23 protein-coding genes and 2 pseudogenes are annotated in these 19,910 nt (G+C 60.0%); 11 read left to right on the forward strand and 14 right to left on the reverse strand.

Going from position 1 to position 19,910, the window contains the following annotated elements; all coding sequences use genetic code 11:
• Positions 1-327: 327 nt before the first annotated feature.
• A pseudogene (locus CQ13_RS36145) lies at positions 328-744 on the forward strand (transposase); the annotation flags it as partial.
• Between the two features lie 351 nt (positions 745-1,095).
• Here the strand turns inward: CQ13_RS36145 and CQ13_RS36150 are convergent.
• Both CQ13_RS36150 and CQ13_RS36155 read right to left on the reverse strand, forming a co-directional pair.
• Positions 1,096-1,482, reverse strand: coding sequence for a carboxymuconolactone decarboxylase family protein (locus CQ13_RS36150; RefSeq protein WP_057847544.1), 387 nt, complete (start codon positions 1,480-1,482; stop codon positions 1,096-1,098).
• Positions 1,483-1,627: 145 nt separating this feature from the next.
• Positions 1,628-2,041 (reverse strand): beta-lactamase family protein, encoded by a 414-nt coding sequence (locus CQ13_RS36155; protein WP_245309566.1) that lies wholly within the window; start codon positions 2,039-2,041, stop codon positions 1,628-1,630.
• A gap of 404 nt (positions 2,042-2,445) precedes the next feature.
• Between CQ13_RS36155 and CQ13_RS36160 the strand changes: the two are divergent.
• A pseudogene (locus CQ13_RS36160) lies at positions 2,446-3,806 on the forward strand (IS1182 family transposase).
• A 116-nt stretch (positions 3,807-3,922) separates the two neighbouring features.
• On the opposite strand, the gene trpS reads toward CQ13_RS36160, so the two are convergent.
• Together trpS and CQ13_RS36170 are read right to left on the reverse strand one after the other, a co-directional pair.
• Entirely contained in the window at positions 3,923-4,942 is a 1,020-nt protein-coding gene (trpS, locus tag CQ13_RS36165) for a tryptophan--tRNA ligase (protein WP_057847546.1), read from the reverse strand.
• A gap of 321 nt (positions 4,943-5,263) precedes the next feature.
• Complete coding sequence (locus CQ13_RS36170) at positions 5,264-5,587, reverse strand: YnfA family protein (RefSeq protein ID WP_057847547.1); 324 nt, start codon at positions 5,585-5,587, stop codon at positions 5,264-5,266.
• A gap of 54 nt (positions 5,588-5,641) precedes the next feature.
• On the opposite strand from CQ13_RS36170, the gene CQ13_RS43885 reads away from it, so the two are divergent.
• Complete coding sequence (locus CQ13_RS43885; RefSeq protein ID WP_197427556.1) at positions 5,642-6,331, forward strand: hypothetical protein; 690 nt, start codon at positions 5,642-5,644, stop codon at positions 6,329-6,331.
• A gap of 139 nt (positions 6,332-6,470) precedes the next feature.
• Complete coding sequence (locus CQ13_RS36185) at positions 6,471-6,938, forward strand: MerR family transcriptional regulator (RefSeq protein ID WP_057847549.1); 468 nt, start codon at positions 6,471-6,473, stop codon at positions 6,936-6,938.
• Between the two features lie 927 nt (positions 6,939-7,865).
• On the opposite strand, the gene CQ13_RS46175 is transcribed toward CQ13_RS36185, so the two are convergent.
• The 4 genes from CQ13_RS46175 to CQ13_RS36205 are packed head-to-tail and all read right to left on the reverse strand — an operon-like array spanning position 7,866 to position 9,038.
• The gene (locus CQ13_RS46175) at positions 7,866-8,186 is read right to left on the reverse strand and encodes a hypothetical protein (RefSeq protein WP_245309567.1); all 321 of its coding nucleotides are present in this window, start codon (positions 8,184-8,186) and stop codon (positions 7,866-7,868) included.
• Positions 8,149-8,433: a DUF1488 family protein gene (locus CQ13_RS36195; protein ID WP_057847550.1), complete on the reverse strand. Its 285-nt coding sequence runs from the start codon at positions 8,431-8,433 to the stop codon at positions 8,149-8,151. Before CQ13_RS36195 ends, CQ13_RS46175 begins: the two co-directional genes overlap by 38 nt.
• 46 nt (positions 8,434-8,479) lie before the next feature.
• The gene (locus tag CQ13_RS36200; protein WP_057847551.1) at positions 8,480-8,776 is read right to left on the reverse strand and encodes a hypothetical protein; all 297 of its coding nucleotides are present in this window, start codon (positions 8,774-8,776) and stop codon (positions 8,480-8,482) included.
• Positions 8,769-9,038: a hypothetical protein gene (locus CQ13_RS36205; protein ID WP_057847562.1), complete on the reverse strand. Its 270-nt coding sequence runs from the start codon at positions 9,036-9,038 to the stop codon at positions 8,769-8,771. Before CQ13_RS36205 ends, CQ13_RS36200 begins: the two co-directional genes overlap by 8 nt.
• A 602-nt stretch (positions 9,039-9,640) precedes the next feature.
• Here CQ13_RS36205 and CQ13_RS36210 point away from each other — a divergent pair.
• From CQ13_RS36210 to CQ13_RS36220, 3 genes are all read left to right on the forward strand, one after another.
• Positions 9,641-10,108: an MAPEG family protein gene (locus CQ13_RS36210; protein WP_057847563.1), complete on the forward strand. Its 468-nt coding sequence runs from the start codon at positions 9,641-9,643 to the stop codon at positions 10,106-10,108.
• Between the two features lie 293 nt (positions 10,109-10,401).
• Complete coding sequence (locus CQ13_RS36215; RefSeq protein ID WP_057847552.1) at positions 10,402-11,256, forward strand: 2-keto-4-pentenoate hydratase; 855 nt, start codon at positions 10,402-10,404, stop codon at positions 11,254-11,256.
• A gap of 44 nt (positions 11,257-11,300) precedes the next feature.
• Positions 11,301-12,632: an adenylate/guanylate cyclase domain-containing protein gene (locus CQ13_RS36220; protein ID WP_057847564.1), complete on the forward strand. Its 1,332-nt coding sequence runs from the start codon at positions 11,301-11,303 to the stop codon at positions 12,630-12,632.
• Between the two features lie 249 nt (positions 12,633-12,881).
• Here CQ13_RS36220 and CQ13_RS36225 read toward each other — a convergent pair whose 3' ends face one another.
• Together CQ13_RS36225 and CQ13_RS36230 are read right to left on the reverse strand one after the other, a co-directional pair.
• Positions 12,882-13,322, reverse strand: coding sequence for an ester cyclase (locus CQ13_RS36225; protein ID WP_057847553.1), 441 nt, complete (start codon positions 13,320-13,322; stop codon positions 12,882-12,884).
• A 287-nt stretch (positions 13,323-13,609) separates the two neighbouring features.
• Positions 13,610-14,401: a hypothetical protein gene (locus tag CQ13_RS36230; protein WP_156434114.1), complete on the reverse strand. Its 792-nt coding sequence runs from the start codon at positions 14,399-14,401 to the stop codon at positions 13,610-13,612.
• A gap of 694 nt (positions 14,402-15,095) precedes the next feature.
• Between CQ13_RS36230 and CQ13_RS36235 the strand changes: the two genes are divergently transcribed.
• Positions 15,096-16,937: a tetratricopeptide repeat protein gene (locus tag CQ13_RS36235; RefSeq protein WP_057847555.1), complete on the forward strand. Its 1,842-nt coding sequence runs from the start codon at positions 15,096-15,098 to the stop codon at positions 16,935-16,937.
• 185 nt (positions 16,938-17,122) lie between these two features.
• Here the strand turns inward: CQ13_RS36235 and CQ13_RS36240 are convergent, their stop codons facing one another.
• Positions 17,123-17,437 (reverse strand): NIPSNAP family protein, encoded by a 315-nt coding sequence (locus tag CQ13_RS36240; RefSeq protein WP_057847556.1) that lies wholly within the window; start codon positions 17,435-17,437, stop codon positions 17,123-17,125.
• A 190-nt stretch (positions 17,438-17,627) separates the two neighbouring features.
• Complete coding sequence (locus CQ13_RS44810; RefSeq protein WP_197427559.1) at positions 17,628-17,975, reverse strand: hypothetical protein; 348 nt, start codon at positions 17,973-17,975, stop codon at positions 17,628-17,630.
• Here CQ13_RS44810 and CQ13_RS36250 point away from each other — a divergent pair.
• Positions 17,949-18,710, forward strand: a complete 762-nt coding sequence (locus CQ13_RS36250; RefSeq protein WP_245309568.1) for an aldo/keto reductase — start codon at positions 17,949-17,951, stop codon at positions 18,708-18,710. The two genes, CQ13_RS44810 and CQ13_RS36250, sit on opposite strands and share 27 nt — an antisense overlap.
• Entirely contained in the window at positions 18,707-18,928 is a 222-nt protein-coding gene (locus CQ13_RS36255) for a hypothetical protein (RefSeq protein ID WP_057847559.1), read from the forward strand. Before CQ13_RS36250 ends, CQ13_RS36255 begins: the two co-directional genes overlap by 4 nt.
• 107 nt (positions 18,929-19,035) lie before the next feature.
• Here CQ13_RS36255 and CQ13_RS44815 read toward each other — a convergent pair whose 3' ends face one another.
• Positions 19,036-19,179, reverse strand: coding sequence for a helix-turn-helix domain-containing protein (locus CQ13_RS44815; RefSeq protein ID WP_197427557.1), 144 nt, complete (start codon positions 19,177-19,179; stop codon positions 19,036-19,038).
• Complete coding sequence (locus CQ13_RS44820) at positions 19,176-19,385, reverse strand: cyclic nucleotide-binding domain-containing protein (RefSeq protein ID WP_197427558.1); 210 nt, start codon at positions 19,383-19,385, stop codon at positions 19,176-19,178. Before CQ13_RS44820 ends, CQ13_RS44815 begins: the two co-directional genes overlap by 4 nt.
• A gap of 201 nt (positions 19,386-19,586) precedes the next feature.
• Between CQ13_RS44820 and CQ13_RS36260 the strand changes: the two genes are divergently transcribed.
• Positions 19,587-19,910: transposase (locus CQ13_RS36260; RefSeq protein ID WP_197427285.1), on the forward strand; the 324-nt coding region annotated here is incomplete at its 3' end.

Below are 19,910 nucleotides of genomic sequence, written 5' to 3' on the forward strand. Positions count from 1 at the left end.
GTCAGGTCCTGAGCGCCTCGGAGAAAGCAATGAAATGGCGAGGGTTCATCCAGTTGTAGGTAGAGCGGCGGCTGTGTTGCCGATCGCTGTTCGAACGCGACAATATTCGCGGAAGATCCCTCCTAAGGGGGAGCGGACGAAGGACGGCACGTCCAGCTATATCGCCTTCTCCGAGCTTTGAGCTGGGCCGGCCGCCGGATTAGAGCAGTGCCGTACTCCACAGCGTGTGACGTCCGCTGTTTGGCCGATTGTGTTGAAAAACTCTGCTGTTGAAGCCGAGTGGGATCGCTGATTCATTGCGTCTGTGAGGGCGGGAGACTTGAATCGATGATGGGTCCGCGGCAGGTCGATCAGGCGGCGCTGTTCTACGAGTTCTCGCTTGAGCGGCACGTTCCCGCCGCCCACTTGCTGAGGTCGATCGACCGCTTTGTCGAGCTGTCGGACGTTCAGAGCTACTTGGCGCCATTTTGCAGTTCGACCGGCCGGCCTTCGATTGATCCCGAATTGCTCGTCCGGATGCTGCTGGTTGGCCACTGCTACGGCATTCGTTCCGAACGCCGGTTGTGCGAGGAAGTGCACTTGAACCTCGCCTACCGCTGGTTCTGTCAGCTGGGGCTTGACGGCGAGGTGCCGGACCACTCGACGTTCTCCAAGAACAGGCATGGCCGCTTCCGTGATTGCGATCTGCTGCGCAAACTGTTCGAGACCGTGGTCCGGCGCTGCATGGCAGAAGGGTTGTTATCCTTACGACCTTCTGGGGGCGAATGGAGGCGGACGCGACGCCGTTGATCGCGGTGCTGAGTTTCAATCTGCTACTTCGTTATCATCCGGCGGACTGTACGTACCAGCAGACAAGTGGATTTCTCCTTCCGGTCGGCCCCGACCTGCAGGGCCTTCAGTTCGCTTGCGCTCCATCCCACATACAGGAAGTGAACCGGGCCAGTCGCTGCGGTGTCCCGCCGGCTGCAGCGCGGGAGATCCTATCATGCGGAAAGGCGAGACGCCGCGGGAGTACCAGTGCCGAGCTCAAACGGGAGACCAACCCGCTCAGCGGGCCTCCCGAGCCCGTTGACCGCTGCTCTGCCGGGCACAGGGCTACGGCAATGCACCCGCTTCCTTTAAAGAGCCATGCGCAGCCAGGAAGGCTTGGCGACCTGCGGGCGTTCCGCAATACGCCGTTACGTGGACCAGGATTTCCTTGATCTCATCAATGGTCACGCCGTTCCTGATCGCACCCTTTGTATAGATACCAAGCTCTTGATGGCGACCCAGCCCAGCAAGGATGCCGAGAGTTAAAATGGCTCGCGTTGTCCGATCGAGCCCCGGTCGGCTCCACGCGTAGCCCCATGCCAACTCGGTGACGGCGCGTTGGAACGTCATCATGAAATCGTCCGCCTCGGCGAGGCCGGAGTCAACGTACTCGGCTCCAAGAACGTCGCGCCTTACATCAAGGCCCCTTTCGTATAGATCCTGTTCGTTCATCGCGTAGGTTCCTCCGGTTCAGTCAGCCCCGCAGCGCCCAGCCACTGACGGACGCCGAGTGGCAACAGTTCGATTACCGCGCATTCGTGACGCGGGGTGATGGCTATGTCGAGGAGAATTTCGATGCATTGACGGGCGAGTGGCGTCAGGGCGACCTCGGCCAGCCGCTCCATTCTCTCGTCGTTGGGAATGCCGAACCGGGAAACTGGCGTTCTGCCGGCGGAGTACAAGCGCGACAGTTTTGGCGTATTGGATCGACATATCGTCGTAGTGGATTACGGCTAGTAAGATTGCGGTCGCCGAGAAAATCCATCACTCGATGGTCGAGGCTGTCCAGCAGACCGTCCTTGTAGGCGATCGCCGTCAGGGTGCCGATGACCGCTTTGGTGACGGAATTAATGGCGTGAGGCATGTCCGCAGAATAAGGGGCGTAATAGGCGTCCAGGACGATCCTGCCATGCCGCACGATCAGCAGACTATCAAAGCTGCGGCTCGTTCCGAACTCGATCAGCCTGGCAAGAGCGGTCGAATCCATACCCTGCTCTTCGGGCGTGGACATTTGCCACTCTCTCGTCGGCCAAATGCCAGCTCCTTGAGCATCTGCGGCGGCGCAGCAGGTTGAATCAACGAGGATGAATGTGCTCAGCGCAATCCACAAAGCAGCAAATCGCGGGTGTTGCATGAGTGCCTCGCCTGGATCGCAAGTGTAGAATCCGGATTGCACAACTAGCACGACTGCCGACGATATGATAGTGAACGAGACCACTGAAAATTAGTCCGGCTCAAGAACGCGGACGTCAGAATCGCAAAATCTCGGCTCGACGGTTCTCACAACCCAACGCAAGATTTACCAAAATTATTAGCCGCGATGTCTCTTGTTGGCCGATTATGTTAAAAAACACCCCTGTTGAAGCCGAAGGAGATCGCTGATTCACTTCCTCGTGTGGGTGGAGACTTGAGTCGATGATGGGTCCGCGGCAGGTCGATCAGGCGGCGCTGTTCTACGAGTTCTCGCTTGAACGACATGTTCCCGCCACCCACTTGCTGAGGTCAATCGACCGGTTCGTCGAGTTGTCCGAGGTTCGGAGCCACTTGGCGCCATTTTACAGTTCGACCGGCCGGCCTTCGATTGATCCCGAATTGCTCGTCCGGATGCTGCTGGTTGGCTACTGCTACGGCATTCGTTCCGAACGCCGGTTGTGCGAGGAGGTGCACTTAACCTCGCCTACCGCTGGTTCTGTCGACTGGGGCTTGACGGCGAGGTGCCGGACCACTCGACCTTCTCTAAGAACAGGCATGGCCGCTTCCGTGATTGCGATCTGCTGCGCAAACTGTTCGAGACCGTGGTCCGGCGCTGCATGGCAGAAGGGTTGGTCGAGGGGGCCGCTTTTGCGGTCGATGCCAGCCTGATTGCCGCTGACGCCAATAAGCAGCGCTCTTCCGCTGGATCTGATGAGGTTGACTGGGAGACCATTGCCAGGACGCGTCGATCCGTCCGGGAGTATCTCGACACTTTGGATGAGGCTGCCTGGGGCGCGACGAGCGAAACGGTACCGAAGTTCGTCTCGAAGTCGGATCCGGCCGCGCAATGGACCGGCGCTCACAAAGGACATGCCTTCTTTGCCTACGCCAACAACTACCTCATCGACTTGAAGGTCGCGATCATCGTCGACGTCGAGGCGACGCGAGCGATCCGGCAGGCCGAGGTCGGGGCGGCACGCACAATGATTGAGCGCACCGAAGAGCGCCTTGAGCTCTGTCCTGAGCGCCTAGCCGCCGATAGTGCCTATGGCTCGGCGGAGATGCTGGGATGGCTAGTCAACGAGCGGGCGATTGAGCCGCACATTCCGGTGTTCGACAAGTCGGCCCGCGCCGATGGGACGTTCTCGCGGGAAGACTTCGCCTACAATCAACAAAGCGACGTTTACATCTGCCCGGCTGGCAATGTGCTGACTTCCACGGGGACCCTGGTGAATGATGGAGCAACACTGCTCTATCGCGCCGTCAAACATAATTGCGACGCCTGCGAGCTTAAGCCTCGTTGCTGTCCGAAGATGCCCGCTCGCAAGGTCCCACGTTCAATCCACGAAAAGGCCCGAGACGTTGCGCGCGACATCGCCAAGACTGATGCCTATGTCAGGTCCCGGCGCGAACGGAAGAAGATCGAGATGCTCTTCGCGCATCTCAAGCGCATCCTGCGCCTCGACCGTCTTAGGCTAAGAGGCCCGTTGGGCGCTCGAGACGAGTTCCTCCTTGCCGCAACGGCCCAGAACCTCCGGAAGCTCGCAAAGCTAATCCCGATCCCTACGCTCCAGCCCGCTTAGGCGCAATCAAGCACCGTGCGCCGGTCGCATTGTCCGATCTCAAAATTGCCAGTTCGCGGACTTCTTCAACACAATCGGCCAAATCCAGACATAGCCTGGCTTGGCTCCCAATCCGGTTAATTTAGGGTGAATAAACCAAGCGCAACGCGCACATCGCGCAAAGTGGCATCTGTTATCTCACGCGCTCGCGCAGTGCCGCGTTTCACGACTTGCAGCACATAGCCTGGATCACGCGCAAGTGCGCGGCGGCGGTCTCGGATTGGCGCGAGAAGTGCCTGCAGCACGTCTTCCAGTCGTTTCTTCACAATGCTGTCGCCCAAACCGCCGCGGATATAGCGTGCCTTCAAATCCTCAACCGCAATGCGATCTTCGTCGAACGCATCCAAGTAGGTGAAGACCACATTGCCCTCGATGCGACCTGGATCGGACGCCTTTATATGGTTTGGATCAGTGAACATACGCCGGACAGCCTCACGTATCTCATCGGCCGTGGCTGACAGCGGAATAGTATTGCCCTGGGACTTGCTCATTTTGGCTTTGCCGTCGATGCCGGGAAGGCGTCCGACGCGAGGAATAAGCGCGTGGGCTTCTGGCAACACGTCAACACCAGCTTGGCGGTTGATGCGGCGAACAATCTCATTGGTTTGCTCAATCAATGGAGCTTGGTCTTCTCCAACCGGGACAATCGTCGCTTTGAAACCGGTGATGTCGGCGGCCTGGGCGACAGGATAGCAGAGAAAACCTGCCAGAATATCTCTGCCGACGCCTCGCGCGTGAATTTCGTCCTTGACCGTTGGGTTGCGCTCAAGCCGCGCGACCGTGACAAAGTTCATGTACAGCAGGGTCAAATCGGCCAATGCCGGAAGATGCGATTGAAGACAGATCGTGCTCTGGTTCGGGTCGACCCCGACAGCCAGGTAGTCTGTCGCGATCTCAATGACATTGTCACGCACCCGACCGGGCTTGTGCGCGTTGTCGGTGAGTGCCTGCGTATCCGCCAGCAGCAGGTACTGCCGGTGCGTTGTCTGTAGGACGACGCGGTTCTTCAACGAACCGACGTAGTGCCCTAGGTGCAACGGTCCGGTTGTTCTGTCGCCGGTCAAGATAACAGGGAGGGTGGTTGACGAATGTTGCATCGCGGTTCTCCAGATAGGAGCCCGCTCAATCGGACTGTTGATGAAAGCAACCTCGCAAGCCGATGAACGGCGGCGACGGTTGGGAAATGAAAGCCGTGCCGCTCCTAGTTGGAGCGCCACCACAAGTTCGCGAAGGTGATCACGACGACAGTCATACGAACGATATTGATGAAACTTCCGAGGAAAGCAAGTCGTCTGATGTCTCAAATGGGTCAATCGCGTCGATTTGGCCGCAGGTCGGTTATTTCGGGTCTATCCCCTAGCAACCGACATGTGGACGGACGCTGGTTTTCGTCGGTATGGGCCACTAGGCGACATTGACTACCCGCGCGGCCCCCAAAGAATAATGGCCGCGCCGACAAGGCACAGGGAAGCGCCCGCAATGTCCCAGCGATCCGGACGCACGCTCTCGATCATCCAGAGCCAGACCAGCGATGCGACAATGTAGATGCCGCCGTAGGTGGCATAGGCGCGTCCCGCCGCCTCGCTCTCAACGAGTGTCAACAGGTAAGCAAACAAGATGAGAGAAAGCAGACCTGGAAGCAGCCACCACATTGGCTTGCTAAGACGCAACCACCCCCACAACGCAAAGCAACCCGCGATTTCGGCGATCGCGGCGCCGACATAGACGACAAAAGTTTTCATGGGAGGCGACCGTGTCACATCATCCGCTGCCGTTCAAGGCAACGGATGAAATTGATGCGCGGTCACACCTGCAACACGCGGATGAGAGGTTTCTCAATCAGCGGCCACAACACTGCAACCGCCAACAGCGCTGTCGATCCCGCCATCATCACGAGCGTTGACGCGGCTGGCCTACGCCGCGTGCGGCGCGATTGCCACGCGATCCACCCCCACGCGCCGGCGAAGGAGAGAATGGCAAGCACGGTCACCCACAGATGCATGCTGACGAACCACGCCAACAACGTTCCGGTGCTGGCGAGAACGGTTGCCGGGAGTGCAAAAGGCAAGACGCAGCATACGCCGCAAGCTACCGCGCCGGTTGAAAGCGTCACCGCCGTGACGCCTGCAACTTTCGACCCGGGCAGCTCCTTCGCAGGCGTCTTCGCCGCCGAGGCCGATGTGGCGCACGCGCATGAAGAAGAAAGGCATGGGAGCCACAAATTGTTCAAACAGGGCATCCGCGGCTTCCCGTGCCGCTTCGGGAGCGGTGATGGTGAGGCAGATTTCGTTACCCGATTCATGCAACTCGAAGGTAAGAAAAGCGCAGCAGCTTTGCTCATTGCGAACCATCTCATGCACCCGAGCGCGCGCTCCGATCGCGTAGTGCAATTCCAACCCGAGATCGCGGCGCTCGTGACTGCGGAGCGCGTCTTTGTTCAAGGCGGCGATCCAGGCGAGCCGGTCTTCATACGCTCCAGGTGCTAGTGTGCAGGCGATAGGCGCGGCATTAGCAATCGACATGGAAGAATCTCTCCAGAAGGTGATTAGAACCAAGCTTGCCTTAACCGTACCCCCTGAAGTAACTTGAGGTTCAAGCAGAAAGATTTACAAGGAAATCAATAGGATGAGCGGTCTCAGGATCGGCGCACTCGCGAAACGAACCGGCACCAACGCGCCGACGATTCGCTATTACGAGGAAATTGGATTGCTGCGTTCGGCGGACCGTCAGGCCGGTGGTCAGCGCGTCTATAGCGATGCCGACGTGAAGCGGCTGACCTTCATCCGCCGCTGCCGGGAGTTCGGCTTCTCAATCGAGCAGGTGCGTTCGCTCGTGGAGTTGGTGCAGGACCCCACACAGTCTTGCGTTCATGCCCGCGATCTCGCACATGAGCACTTGATTGCGGTGCGGGCGAAGCTTGCAGAACTCAAGGCATTGGAGCGCAGTATCGCAGCCTTCGTCGCGAGCTGCGATGCATCATGTGCGGGCGGCCCGGGACCCGAATGCGTGATCCTGGACGACCTCTCGAAGAGGCGCATAGAAGTGCCCAGCACTTTAGAAGGCCGCCGCTCGACTTGCGGGACTTGTTCGTAGTCCTTAAGCAAACTGCAGCCAAAAGTCTGGAATGGTCATTCGCGTCGGTTTGGCCGGACCACGGCGACTTCCGATCTACCCCGATGAACGGACATTTGCAGGCTAGGCGAGCATGTCTGAAAGGTGCCGATATTGTTGCAAAGTCGAAAATCGTTCAGCCCCTAAAATCTCGTGAAGGCGGATCTTTGGACTTGTCTGCTGCTGCATCGCTTTTCAACGCCGCCACGAAGGTCCGTGATCGATCTTGGATGAAACGATATGGTCCTTCACGTCGCCGGGCGTAAGACGCATTCACAGGCTCTAAGAATTTTCGTTCGCCACCCCAAAAAGACTTTTGCAACAATATCAGGGGTCGAGCGGACGTCGGCGGTACGCAATCAATCCGACGCGATTGCCCAAACCGGAAATTGTCAAACCTGAATTGAAGAAAGGGGACAGGCTGTTGTTACGCGTCAATCAAGAAATCAGACGACTGGTCGTGTTCGCTGCTGCTTTCCGCTTCCTGCGTGCAACGCGGCCCACGCTCCTCGTCCGGATTGCTGGTACGCAGGTAAGTCACGCTTTGGGAGCCAGTCGCCAAAGGCGGCTTGTCCGTTCGCTGGGGGATTGTGTTGCAAAAGTCGATTTTCGCCGATGACCAAAATTCTGCGGGCCGTGGGCGCGACTTTCGTGTACAAGATGTGAGGGACCTCACAGCCTCGCGCAAAATTCACAGGCGACTTTCGTAGCGCGATTGAGGTCATTCGAATCAACGATCGCTCGCTGCTTAGTGTTTTCGCGAAAAATCTTGAGCCCTGCAACTTTCGACTTTTGCAACACAATCTGGGGTAAAGCGGACGTCGTTCAGGACCGCGCCAAGATCCGAGAATGACCCTTCGGACATTCGGCGTGGTGCTTCGTGCATCCACAGTCCGCGCCTGGAGGAGACTACGTGAACAAGCCGTCGGTCGCTTTATCGAGCCGCTTGTCCGAAACGCTCGCGTCATTTAGATGACCAATCAACTCGGACAGCCGGTAGGTGTTGATCCCTTTGAGGTCATACAGCTTCGTACCATTGCGGTCGAAAATTTCTGGCTGCGGGAAACGATGTAGATGAGCCGCCTCCCGCGGATCTGCCAGCGGTCGTTCGTTTGCGTGCTGCCGAGCGCATAGATCGGTCGCTAATCCCGACAGCAGCACCTCCTCATGTGCCGCGGCGAGCCGCGCGGTCTTATCGCAGCTTTCGGAAATCGATGCTGCGCAGGACAATTCCGGGCGGCGTGCCCTCGAACTCGGTCGCCCGATATTTGTCGGCTGCGCACGCCTCGATGCGCTCGCGCAACCGCATGAATTGCCCCTCACGCTGGCCCGCTCTCGCGCGCACCACACCATCCAGCTCATCCATGGCGGAGGTCGAGACCGCGCACGGGATCTCCCTGTTGCCGTCGAGCATCGAGAACAGCACCACCATCCTGTCGTACTCGTAACTGACGAAGCGTCCGTGCGTGAGCGTCATGTGACCTACTCCTTACGCGGCGCTGCGATCGCAGCCCTCTTTTGCCTCAGCCCTGCTCAGTGAGCCGGGCGAAGTCCTCGAGGATGGCCGCGACGAGGTCGCGATGCCTTGTGTCTTCCGGCGCCAGTCCTGCGGCATACAGCTTCAGGACGTAGCGCGCCTTGGCGGCCGCCTCCGGCCACGACGCGGCGGGAAACGCCAGCAGGTGATCTTCGATCTCGGCCCGCCGTTCGCGCAGTTCCCGCGCATGGGTCTCGACTTCCGCCAGCGCGCGGCGGATGTCGGTCGCTTTCTGCGCCGCCATGCCGCGGTGGCTGTCGAGGTCGAGTGGTTCGTCAGTCATCGGATGTGCTCGCGTCGGTGCGCTGGGCGTCCGACAAATCGACCGGGCCGATCGAGACCACCTCCATCGCCAACCCGCGCGAGCCTTCCGCCGGCACCTTGATCATGCTGGCGACGCGGCGGAACGCCGCGAACGAAAGGCCCTCGATCGTCTCCTCATCGGTGACGACCTCGTAGGCGCTGGCGGGCAACAGGCGATCGATGCCCCTGATCCGGAACGGATGTTTGAAGGTGACGACTTCACGTCGGGAACGGATGGTCATGCGCGCCTGCCTTTCGCAAAAGTGCCGGCGCCGGCGCTGCCCGCAGAGCAGCATGCGCCCCCTCCGCCGCAATAGCCATCGCTTTCTTGCCGCGCGGCGAATGGAGGCAGTTCCTTGTCGCTTCCTGCGCGCTCTTGCCGCGGCCGGCGCGAAGCGTTTTGGCGTTCGCTAGTGCTGGAACATCAGCGTAGGGTCAGCCATCACCGCATTTCCCACGGCATCCACCGGTGACTGAGGGCCGCGCACGCTCTCGCCGCAAAGCGAAGGAGCATTCCCTTGCGGCAATTTCGCCTGGCCGAGTGGATCGCACCGCCCGTCATCATCCCATTCGTTCCAACTCATCGCTGCACGTCCTTCCACCCTGGCCACTGAGCCGTGGCTTCCGTGACTATATCAAACCGGGCCGGCAATGTCGCTTATTGGGCCCTTTGTGAACCTGGCGTGCAGGCTGACAATGTCCGTTTGGGAGGGGCACAGCGGACTTCGTTGTCGGGCGCATCTACGTCTATTGCTGGACCCTGATCGGACATTCAGCCTCTAGCCGACCCGCGTTTTCGTGTGATTGAATGATCGGGGATCGCCAGAACGCGAAGGCAAGCGCTATGGACAAGCTCAGTTTTCACAATCCGCTTTTCAGTACCTATGCGGTCGCTGCCTGCATAATGATTCTCAAAGCCGTCATGATGTCTTGGTTGACGGTTGTTCGGATGATGCAGGTAAAGGCCGGGTTTCGCTCGCCCGAGGACATCAAGAAGACGATCCTCAACCCCAATCCAAGCTCCGAACAACTGGCACCCAATGAATACGTGGATCGCATCCGGCGAATTCAGCTAAACGATCTAGAAAACCTGCCGTTCTTCCTGGTCGCTGGATTCCTCTTCATCCTGACCGAGCCATCGGTAGCGCTCGCCCAATGGCTTCTGTATGGCTACGTCGTTTCGCGGCTTTTACATTTTGCAGCCTATTTCACAGCAAGGACTCACGATACACGCGCGACACTCTGGACGGTGGGTTCTCTGATCCTAATCTTTATGAGTTGTTGGACGCTCTTTGTTGCCTTGCGTCCATGACATCGGCAGCTATTGGCCCCAAGCAGAACAACGTTTAAACCGTTATCATGTCGGCTGTCGGTGACAGACCGGACGCGGGTCCATGCTCGTCTCCACCGCCGCTTGTGATCCCAAGCGGACCTGCGAAGAGGCGGTTCAGAGGCCCCGCTCTGAAGGTTTACCCGCACCGTCGACCATGAGCTCACGCCGCCAATCTGACCGCGAGTGTGGTAGCTTAGCCTCCGCTTCTTGGTACCTATCGCCCGCCCCGCAACTAGGCTATGCTCCGTCAGAAAAGACAAAGGGAGGCCTCGATGCGTGTGGTCGCTCTCGTGTCATTTGTTACCGGGTTGCTTGTGGGCGGAGCGGCACTGGCGGAATGCCCGACCGCCGAGGCAATCCAGATTTTCGTTAAGGACTGGCAAGCGAAGCGCCCGACGAACGCGCTGCCCGTTTCCGACGTGAGTGATGCCATATGCGCCCGCGACAAGCTCGTCGAGGCATTGACCGACTCGCAAGGTAAGGTCGTCGGGTACAAAGCCGGGCTGACAGCTAAAGCGGTTCAGGAGCGCTTCAACTGGAACGCCCCTGTGGCGGGCCTCTTGCTCGAAAAGATGCTGTTAACCGATGGCGCCACTGTGCCGGCGGCGTACGGAGCGCGCCCGGTATGGGAGGCCGATATGCTCCTCGTCGTAAAGGATGATGGTGCAAATCAGGCAAAAACTCCCGAGGAGGCCCTGCGGCACATATCAGGGATGCGGCCTTACATCGAGCTCAACGACATCGCGCTCGGCCAGAACGAGAAGATCGACGGCCTTCAGCTCATCGCGATCAACGTTGCCGCTCGTCTCGGAGTCGCGGGCCCCGAAATCCCGTTGGAGAACACGCCCGAAACGCTGAAGCGTCTGGCTGAGACGAAGATCGTCGCGACCGACGGGAGCGGCGCTATCCTGGCCGAAGGGGTCGGTGCGGCGACGCTCGGGAATCCGCTGAACGTGGTCGTGTGGCTAGTGGAAGACCTCGCGAAGAACGGGCGCAAGCTGAACGCCGGTGACTTGATCAGCGTTGGCACGTTCTCGCCGCTGACACCGCCGAAGCCAGGTCAGAAGGTCACCGTCCGCTATGACGGACTGCCGAACACGCCGAAGGTGTCAGTGAGATTTGAGTAGACGCGCGGGTGCAAGTGTTCGCAACGGCGAACGAGAGTCGTGCGATGGTGCCGGAAACTCGGTATGCCAAAAGCGGAGAGGTTCGGATCGCTTACCAAGTGGTCGGGAGCGGACCGGTTGATCTGATCGTCGTGCCGGGCTTCATCTCCAACCTCGATCACCAGTGGGACAATCCGGCGCTGGGGCATTTGCTGTCGCGGCTTGCGAGCTTCAGCCGCCTCATCCTGTTCGACAAGCGTGGCACCGGGCTTTCGGACAGGACCGGAACGATCCCGACCCTGGAACAGCGAATGGATGATGTGCGCGCGGTGATGGATGCCGTTGGCAGCGAGCGCGCCGCCGTCTTTGGCACCTCGGAGGGCGGCGCGATGAGCATGCTTTTCGCGGCGAGCTATCCCGAGCGGTGCCAGGCTCTCGTGCTCTATGGAGCCTACGCCCACTTCTTCACGTGGGTCCTGCCGCCGGACAAGTTCGAAGGTTTCCTCGAGAAGGTCGAGCAGTCGTGGGGAACAGGGGCGAGCATCACAGCGTTCGCGCCGACGTGGGCGTCGGACGAGCGATTCAGGCAGTGGTGGGCACGCTCCGAGCGATTAGGAGCAAGCCCCTCGGCCGTCCTCGCGCTCTTGCGCATGAACGCCGAGATCGACGTACGTCACATTCTCCCGACCATTCGCACGCCAACGCTCGTGCTGCACCGCGCCGGCGACAGCAGGGTCAACGTGGAAGCTGGCCGGTACCTAGCACAAACCATTCCGGGCGCGAAGTACGTCGAGCTGTCCGGACAAGACCATTTTATCTCGGCGGGCGATGCCGACAGCGTCGTTAGCGAGATGGAGGAATTCCTCACAGGATCACGCGCCGACGTCGAACTGGATCGCATCCTCGCAACGGTAATGTTCATCGACATCGTCGACTCGACGAAGCGCGCATCGGAACTCGGCGATAGGCGCTGGCGCGCGCTGCTCGACCAGCACGATCGCATTGCACGGCTGGAGATTGAACGCTTCAGGGGACGGGAAGTGAAGACAACAGGCGATGGGTTCTTTGACGGGCCGGCTCGCGCAATCCGGTGCGCCGCCGCCATTTCAGAGGGGGTGCGCTCGCTGGACCTCCAGGTCAGAGGCGGAGTGCATACGGGTGAGATAGAGGTAAAGCCGCACGACATTTGCGGAATAGCCGTGCACATCGCAGCTCGCATCTGTGCGTTGGCCGGAGCAGGGGAGGTGCTCGTGTCGAAAACCGTTCGTGATCTTGTCGCAGGCGCAAACCTTCGCTTCGGAGATCGCGGTTTTCATGCCTTGAAGGGACTTGATGAAGCCGTGCACCTGTTTCGGGCCGAGACTGAGGAGTACATGCGGGCCCCTTCGGCGATCTGACCCCAACACTTGGGCTGCTCCGTCGTTTTCATTCCTTGGCGTCCCAAGGCGGCGCCCGCGCAGGCGTGTGTGGCTTTTATTATCTCGAAAGGGCCCAGCACAATAAACGCAGCGTGGCTGACTCTTGAACGCTCGGAACAACTCCTCAGGCGAAGGTGCAAGGTCGCCTCGTGGCCCAACACCGACATTGACTAGTCCTGCCGCGACGTCCGCCTTTGACCCGGATCGGAGGTATGCGGTGACGAACCATTATGCCGAGCGCATTCGATCGATCAGACCGTAGATATCTCCGAGTACATAGAGGTCCCGAACCTTGCCGCCGTCGAATGTGAAGATCGGCATACCGGTCCACCATACATGGCGGCCGCTCGGATCCACCCCGAACACCTCCTGACGATGGTAGCCGTGAAAGCGCATCTTGCCACTTACGCGATTGCCTTCCTCAATCAGAACTAGCATGTCCGTGGTGTAGTTGCCGAAGGCTGTTGTTACCCAATCCACGTATTCGGCGAATTGGCCATGTCCGACTAACGAAGGACCTAGAGAGCCACGAAACGTGAAGTCCGGATGGAAAATGGAGGGGATTAGACTTTTGTCCGCACGATCCCACATCTCCTTGTAGAACATGCGCACGAGCTCTTTCTGAGGTGAAAGGACAACGCCGTCCAAGTTTAACACTGGCTCATCCATGAACCACTCCTTCGGCCGAGGCCTATTTGTGACCGAGTATTGGAAGCCAAAACCTACCGTTGCAAGCCTGCTACAACAGAGTCTGGTGTTGGGCCTTAGCAGATATGGTGAGCGGCGCGTCTGACGTCCGCTTTCGAGGGAATGTGACGGTCAGTAATGTCTGAAAATGGCTCCAGGCGGACCTTCAGGGGCGAGATGCCATGAAGGCATCCCCTTCACCTCTTTAGCTGGCGCGCTCGACTGCGACACGGTCACACCCGCGCCGATGAGTTGGGCGAGTGCCAAGTCTAGTTGCGCAGGCCGAAGATTGGCAGGAATGGAAACGCCTGGGCATCCTGCACGGACGTGGCCTGTGCCTGGGCACCTTGTACGGGCGGACGCTCTGCCTGCATCGGTGGACGTTCTGCGCGTGCACTCTGTGCTCGCCGGACCTGTTTTCGGAGTTCCTGCGTGCGCTCTGCCCGCCGCATCTCCGCCCGCGCGTTGTGGGCGGCCCGGAGTTGCCGGCGCTTTTGCACGAGCCGCTTCGTTACTCGAGCATTCTCCGCAGCCGGTGCTGGAGCATTTTGTGCTGAAGCATTCTGCACAATTTCTGCCGGGGCATCCTGAACGGGCTGTACGGGCTCGCTACGTGCCCGCGCTTCGCGCTCCGCCGCCCAAGCCTGGAATTGCGCAAACAGGGCTTCGGATGATGGCTCACTGTTTCCCGTCTGATCCTTACCGGCCGGCTCTGATGCGGCAATTTCGTTGCGGGCCGGCGTGGCCGGCGGCAACGCCTGAGCATCGGCGGTAGATGCAATTTGAGCCGGCGCGTCGGCAGCGGATTGAATAGCCAGCGTCAACTGAGGCGACGAATTGCCGACCAGCGAAGCCGTCCCCCATGCAAAGAGAGCCACTGGATCTTCCAATGCCAGAACCGCGATACCGGTTGCTGTGGCGGTTGCAATCAAGATACCTGCCTTGAAGGTTCGCGAGGCGGGAACAGTTCCGTCAAGCGTATTGCCAATATCCTGCTCAGCTCGATCAGTGAGAAACTGAGGCAACGGATGGGCCGGATCAAAACCGTCTTTCGTCGGCATTGGGTGATGCTCCTCAATGGCGTCGGCGACCGTTACCCCGCTATCGAGGTCCAAAAGCGGAGGAATCTTGGTTTCACTTGGGCCCGGGAACCGCACGGTGTCAGCTTCTGACCCGAAGCGACATCGGTCTTGCGGCATTCCTGCCGTCAGTATTGCCAATGAACCCGAGAGCAGGCGGCGTTACTAATGGTGAGACAACCTTGAGACATCGCTGTGCGCCCGATCTTCTTCACGGCAGGCCATCTTCACGCCGAGGGCGCTGCTAACAGGCGGTGGGCCGGTGCATCCTCTTTTTGATATCGCCTATCGCATCGTCGCGATCGCGTTGTGTCTCTCGTGCGGCCGCGCCGTTTCGACCTGTCGGGGCTCAGGTTTACGAAGGGTATCAAGTTTTCGGGCCATCATCTGGAATACAACGATGCGTCGGGCAGTTGGTCAGCAAAGGCACCGCAATTCCTCTCGATGTCGCGAGGCCCGAAGCTACCCGAAGCGGACAAGAGCAGCACCGCTGACCCAACGCGGCGAGCCTTCCGCCGACGCTAACGTGTCGCAGCCACAGATACTGCAGTCGCCTTGCGGAAAGGACGGAAACGTCTGAAAATTCGTTTCAGGGGTCTCTTTGGATCCGGTTCCGGCGACCCGTTGAAGTCCCGGATCCGGCAGATTTTTTCTCCGCCCGATTTTGGAGCCCATCATGGCGACATTCACGCGATCGCGAAGCCTGCTGGTTTCCGCAAGTCTTGCCGCACTCGGCGGCACGGCATTGGCGGCGCTGCTGGCCGGGGCCGGCTTTATTCTCGCGGACGCACGCGCAACCGCCGTGGATGTATCGCTGCCGCTCGCCGACGCCGATATTCCGATCTGCGGCACGCGCACGGCAACCGCCCGGCCGAACATGATGCTTCGCCTGGTGCAGACGGAGGTGCCGCGCGCCGAGATGAGCGCAGCCAGCCCCGCGCCGGCATTCGCGGACACCGAGCCGCCGCTGTGGACCGGCATCGGCTCCATCACCTGGAAGATCACGACCGCGAACGAGCGCGCGCAGGCCTATTTCGATCAGGGCCTGCGTCTCGCCTACGCCTTCAATCACGATGAGGCGCGACGCGCGTTTCGCATGGCGCAAAAACTCGACCCTGACTGCGCCATGTGTTTCTGGGGCGAGGCGCTGGTGCTCGGTCCCAACATCAATCTCCCGATGCCGGAGGACGCGGTCGCGCCAGCCTATGCCGCCGCGCAGAAGGCGAAGGCGCTGGCCGCGAAAGCGAGCCCGCACGAGCAGGCGCTGATCGGCGCCATCGCGGTGCGCTACGGCAGCGATCCCAAGGCCGCCCGTGCACCACTCGACGCAGCCTACGCGGCCGAAATGGCGAAGGCAGCAAAACAGTTTGCCGAAGACGACGAGATTGCCACGCTCTATGCCGAGGCGGTGATGGATCTCAGCCCCTGGGACTACTGGAAGCCGGGCGGCCGCGACGCCAAGCCGCAAAGCGTGCCGATCGTGCCGACGCTGGAGCGCGTGCTGGCGCGTAATCCCAATCATTCCGGCGCTATTCACCTTTATATTCATGCCGTCGAGGCGTCGGACCGGCCCAAGCGCGCCGAGCCCTATGCCGACAAGTTGCGCGGCGCGATTCCCGGCGCCGGCCATCTCGTGCACATGCCGAGCCACATCTATTATCGGGTCGGCCGCTATCTCGACGCGCTGGAAGACAACAAGACCGCGGTCAAGGTCGATGAAAAATACCTGACCGAGACCAACGCGCCGATGGGCGTCTACAGGCTCGGCTATTATCCGCACAACGTGCACTTCGTGATGGCGTCGGCTCAGATGGCCGGCGACGGCCCGACCGTGATTGCGGCTGCGGAGAAGCTCGGCCATCTCATTCCCAGCGAGGCTGCCAAGGGCATTGCGATGGTGCAGCCGGTCAAGGCGGCGCCTTACTTCGCGCACGCGCAGTTCAGCACGCCCGAGACCATTTTGGCGCTGCCGGATCCCGGCGATGCGATTGCCTATGTCAAGGCGATGTGGCTCTACGTGCGCGGCGTCGCGCTGGTGGCGAACCGTGACTTCGCGGGCGCTACTGCCGCAGCGAGCGCCATCGAGACGATCGAGCGCACCGCGGACTTCAAGCTGCTGAAGGATTCAGGCGTCCCGGCGCAGGAGGTGCTCCGCATCGCGCGCACGGTAATCCTCGCACGCGTAGCCCAGGCCAAGGGCGACTATCGCACCGCTATTATCCGGTTCGAACGGGCAGCGGCATTGCAGGACGCGTTGGCCTACACCGAGCCGCCCTATTGGTATTATCCGATCCGGCAGTCGCTTGCCGCCGCCCTGCTGCAGGCCGGCCGTTACGCCGAGGCGGAGCGGCAATTCCAGCGCGCGCTCAGCCGGGCGCCCGCCAATGGCTGGTCGTATTACGGGCTGGCGGAACTGCACAAGTCACGCGGTGATGGCTCCGCAGCCCGCAAGGCCGAGGCCGACCTTGCCAGAACCTGGATCGGCGACCGCAAGCTGTTGCAGATTTCAAATCTCTGAAGCGCGCGCCTGACTCGTGCCGACGAGGTGATCGAATGAGGTCGCGACTTCCGTTCCTGGGCACTTTTCGAACATGTCGAAGGTGCGCCGACGTTCTCGTGGGTAAAGCAGACGAAGCCCTATCGCAAGCCGATCTCGCCTTTTGACCCAAGGCGGACCTTCGCACAGATCATCGTCGTCCACCTCTAAGCTGTTTTCGGAAGCAATGGCCGGAAAAACGACCGCTCATAACGGATGAAGCAGCGCGTCTCTTTTGCGAAGGCTACTGCCTTCTGAACGTCTGGATCGGCGCCAGCGTCCTTGCGATACTGTTCGTAAGCCGCGAGGCTAGGAAAGCTAAACATCGCCAAGGCGACGTCGCTCGCTCCTTCGGATGGCAAGAAGTAGCCGTGATGGATACCGCCGAACCGTGGCATCAGGTCAAGCCACATTGCACCGTAAGCTTCGAAGTCGGCGAGCTTATCCGGTCTGACCTCGTAACGCAGGTAACAGGTAATCATCCTGTGGTGCTCCAGCTTAAAATTGAACAGGCTCCTCGCTGTACCTTGCACGGTGGACTTGCGCCATACTAGGACGCTGCGAAACTTCACCGGTTGAGAATACTGCTGCTTCCCTTATTGGCACAACCCGGACCCAGGGGCATGTCGGCTTTTGCCCCGCTATTGGGGGCAAGCGGACATCAATTCGGCCTCATCTGACCGCCTCGGTCTGCTCGGCATTCCCGTTCACTCCGCGAGCCTGATCCGGCTTGCCGGCGCAACTTTCATGATCCTTGGAGTCGTCCTGACACCTGATACGGACGTAGCCGCAGAAGATGATGCGGCCGTAGTCGCTATGGCGTAAACTTGCAACGCCAGCGTCATCACACCGATCAGCCAACGGCGTTTTCGCCTTGTGAGAGGTCAAGCGATGCCCGCAGATCATGATACGCGCCCCTTGGGTCGAACCGGCATCCATGTGCTGCCCTTGGGCATTGGCACGAACAAGTGGCGCCGTGCCGATCGTGGAGCCGTGTTGGAAACATACAGGACCATTCATGATGCCGGCCCGAGCATGATCGACACGGCTGAGATCTATTTCTCGGAGCGCGTCGTGGGTGACTGTTTGCGCGCCGGTCCCACCCGCGCGGTGATAGCATCGAAATTCCTTCCCTTTCCGGGCCGAACCTCTCCGCGCCGCCTGATGAGCGCGCTGGACGGTTCGCTCGCGCGCCTGGGCCTCAAGACAATCGATCTGTACTATGTTCATTATCCGCTGCCCTTGATCGACGTGGAAGTATTCGCCGAAGGTCTCGTCGAAGCGGTGAAGTCCGGCAAGGCACGCGCGGTCGGCGTGGCAAATTTCGATGCGGACCAGATGCGCCGCATCGCCGATCACCTCGCAAGGGCAGGCGTTCCGCTCGCCGCCAATCAGGTCAACTACAGCCTGCTCCAACGAGCAGCGGAAACAAATGGCGTGCTCGAAGCCTGCCGTGAGCTCGACGTGGCACTGGTCGCGTATTTTCCCCTAGCGTCCGGCCGCCTCACGCAGCCGTCGGACAGCATGGGCACGCAAGCGCTGCTGATGTCTCTCGCCGATATTGCCCGCGCGCACGACGCCAGCATCAGCCAGGTCGCCCTGAACTGGCTGTTGGCGCGCGACAGTCACGTGATTCCCATCCCTGGCGCGACCAAGGCTCATCACGCCAGGGCCAATCTCGATGCACTCGGTTGGCGTTTGAGTGAGACCGAGTTTGACGCGATCGACGGAGCCTCAGCAAAGAGTGGAACATGAATCCGGCACCCAGCCAACCCCTCATCTCCACGTCTGATCTCGACAAGATCGACGTCCGCGTCGGGACCATTCTCGCTGTCGAGGACGTGGCGCATTCGGAGAATCTCGTACGGCTGCGTGTGGATTTCGGCGACCACGCGCTCCATTTTCGTCGACATGTGGAGGGTCTGTTAAGATTCGCGAAGCTTCCAATGAAAGCGACGGCGAACGCCTGGTGAGCCTGGAGCGGCGACCTGTTCGGCCGAAAGCGGACCAACTATGCCCATTTGAATTTTGTCGGTCGTGACCCGAACCGGACTTGCCAGCGGGCGCACTGACGGCGAGATCATTTCAATGGGACGTATAAATCGCTGCCGCAAAGCACGATACGGTCGTCCTTACGCTCGATCGCCCCGTCCTTCTCCAGTGCCGCCAACGCCCGGTAAAATACTTCGTGCGTCAGACCGATCTCGGCGGCCAAATCCTTCAACGTGCTGTCGAGTCGGATACATGCGGCACCTCCGCGATCAGTGCTAGGTGCTGCAAGATGCGCTCGCGTGCCGAGCGCACGTTTCTGACCTCCAACCGTGCTCGCAGCGCCATGATTTCGCGCGCGAGCATCGCTGTGAAAGAAAGAGCCAATTTGGGCTCGGCACTGAATGCGGCAAGGAGTCTTTCCTTCAGGTAGACGCGCACGCGTGTATTGCCCGCGGCTATACCTGGCCCTCAACGGCCATGCCGAGCGGGCCGGACGATGTCCGCCTTGGGGAGCAAAGCAGAAGTGCCTCTAAAGCCGAACGATATCACCTTTTGGCCGATTTTGTTGCAAAAGTCGGTTGAGAGAGGCCTCGAGGCGTGATTCCGTTGTGTTGAGGCGAATCGCGACGAGGTCGATCCATGATGGGCCGTCTGAAGAGTGACCAAGGTCAACTGTTCTACGAGTTTGATCTTAGCGACGCGATTCCCGAAGATCATCTGGTGCGGAAGATCGATGCTGCTCTCGATCTTTCCTGGCTTCGCAGCGAGCTTGCACCTCACTATTCGTCGATGGGTCGCCCGTCGATCGATCCGGAACTAATGATCCGGATGCTGGTCGTGGGGTACGTTTTTGCGATCCGCTCGGAGCGGCTGCTCTGCCGTGAAGTGCAGGTGAACCTCGCCTATCGCTGCAAGCTCGGTATCGAGGATGCTATCCCGGATCATTCGGCGTTCTCGCGGGCG

Source organism: Bradyrhizobium retamae, from assembly GCF_001440415.1.
Classification (GTDB): domain Bacteria; phylum Pseudomonadota; class Alphaproteobacteria; order Rhizobiales; family Xanthobacteraceae; genus Bradyrhizobium; species Bradyrhizobium retamae.

Excerpts from the sequence above, each read along its gene's own strand:
- CQ13_RS44810 (WP_197427559.1), bottom strand. The coding sequence starts at position 17,975 with ATGAATGGTCCTGTATGTTTCCAACACGGCTCCACGATCGGCACGGCG.
- CQ13_RS36205 (WP_057847562.1), bottom strand. The coding sequence starts at position 9,038 with ATGACCATCCGTTCCCGACGTGAAGTCGTCACCTTCAAACATCCGTTC.
- CQ13_RS36210 (WP_057847563.1), top strand. The coding sequence starts at position 9,641 with ATGGACAAGCTCAGTTTTCACAATCCGCTTTTCAGTACCTATGCGGTC.
- CQ13_RS36230 (WP_156434114.1), bottom strand. The coding sequence starts at position 14,401 with ATGCCGACGAAAGACGGTTTTGATCCGGCCCATCCGTTGCCTCAGTTT.
- trpS (WP_057847546.1), bottom strand. The coding sequence starts at position 4,942 with ATGCAACATTCGTCAACCACCCTCCCTGTTATCTTGACCGGCGACAGA.
- CQ13_RS36235 (WP_057847555.1), top strand. The coding sequence starts at position 15,096 with ATGGCGACATTCACGCGATCGCGAAGCCTGCTGGTTTCCGCAAGTCTT.
- CQ13_RS36255 (WP_057847559.1), top strand. The coding sequence starts at position 18,707 with ATGAATCCGGCACCCAGCCAACCCCTCATCTCCACGTCTGATCTCGAC.
- CQ13_RS36195 (WP_057847550.1), bottom strand. The coding sequence starts at position 8,433 with ATGACGCTCACGCACGGACGCTTCGTCAGTTACGAGTACGACAGGATG.
- CQ13_RS36225 (WP_057847553.1), bottom strand. The coding sequence starts at position 13,322 with ATGGATGAGCCAGTGTTAAACTTGGACGGCGTTGTCCTTTCACCTCAG.
- CQ13_RS36170 (WP_057847547.1), bottom strand. The coding sequence starts at position 5,587 with ATGAAAACTTTTGTCGTCTATGTCGGCGCCGCGATCGCCGAAATCGCG.
- CQ13_RS36220 (WP_057847564.1), top strand. The coding sequence starts at position 11,301 with ATGGTGCCGGAAACTCGGTATGCCAAAAGCGGAGAGGTTCGGATCGCT.
- CQ13_RS36155 (WP_245309566.1), bottom strand. The coding sequence starts at position 2,041 with ATGTCCACGCCCGAAGAGCAGGGTATGGATTCGACCGCTCTTGCCAGG.
- CQ13_RS36150 (WP_057847544.1), bottom strand. The coding sequence starts at position 1,482 with ATGAACGAACAGGATCTATACGAAAGGGGCCTTGATGTAAGGCGCGAC.
- CQ13_RS36215 (WP_057847552.1), top strand. The coding sequence starts at position 10,402 with ATGCGTGTGGTCGCTCTCGTGTCATTTGTTACCGGGTTGCTTGTGGGC.
- CQ13_RS43885 (WP_197427556.1), top strand. The coding sequence starts at position 5,642 with ATGCGCGGTCACACCTGCAACACGCGGATGAGAGGTTTCTCAATCAGC.
- CQ13_RS36200 (WP_057847551.1), bottom strand. The coding sequence starts at position 8,776 with ATGACTGACGAACCACTCGACCTCGACAGCCACCGCGGCATGGCGGCG.
- CQ13_RS36185 (WP_057847549.1), top strand. The coding sequence starts at position 6,471 with ATGAGCGGTCTCAGGATCGGCGCACTCGCGAAACGAACCGGCACCAAC.
- CQ13_RS36240 (WP_057847556.1), bottom strand. The coding sequence starts at position 17,437 with ATGATTACCTGTTACCTGCGTTACGAGGTCAGACCGGATAAGCTCGCC.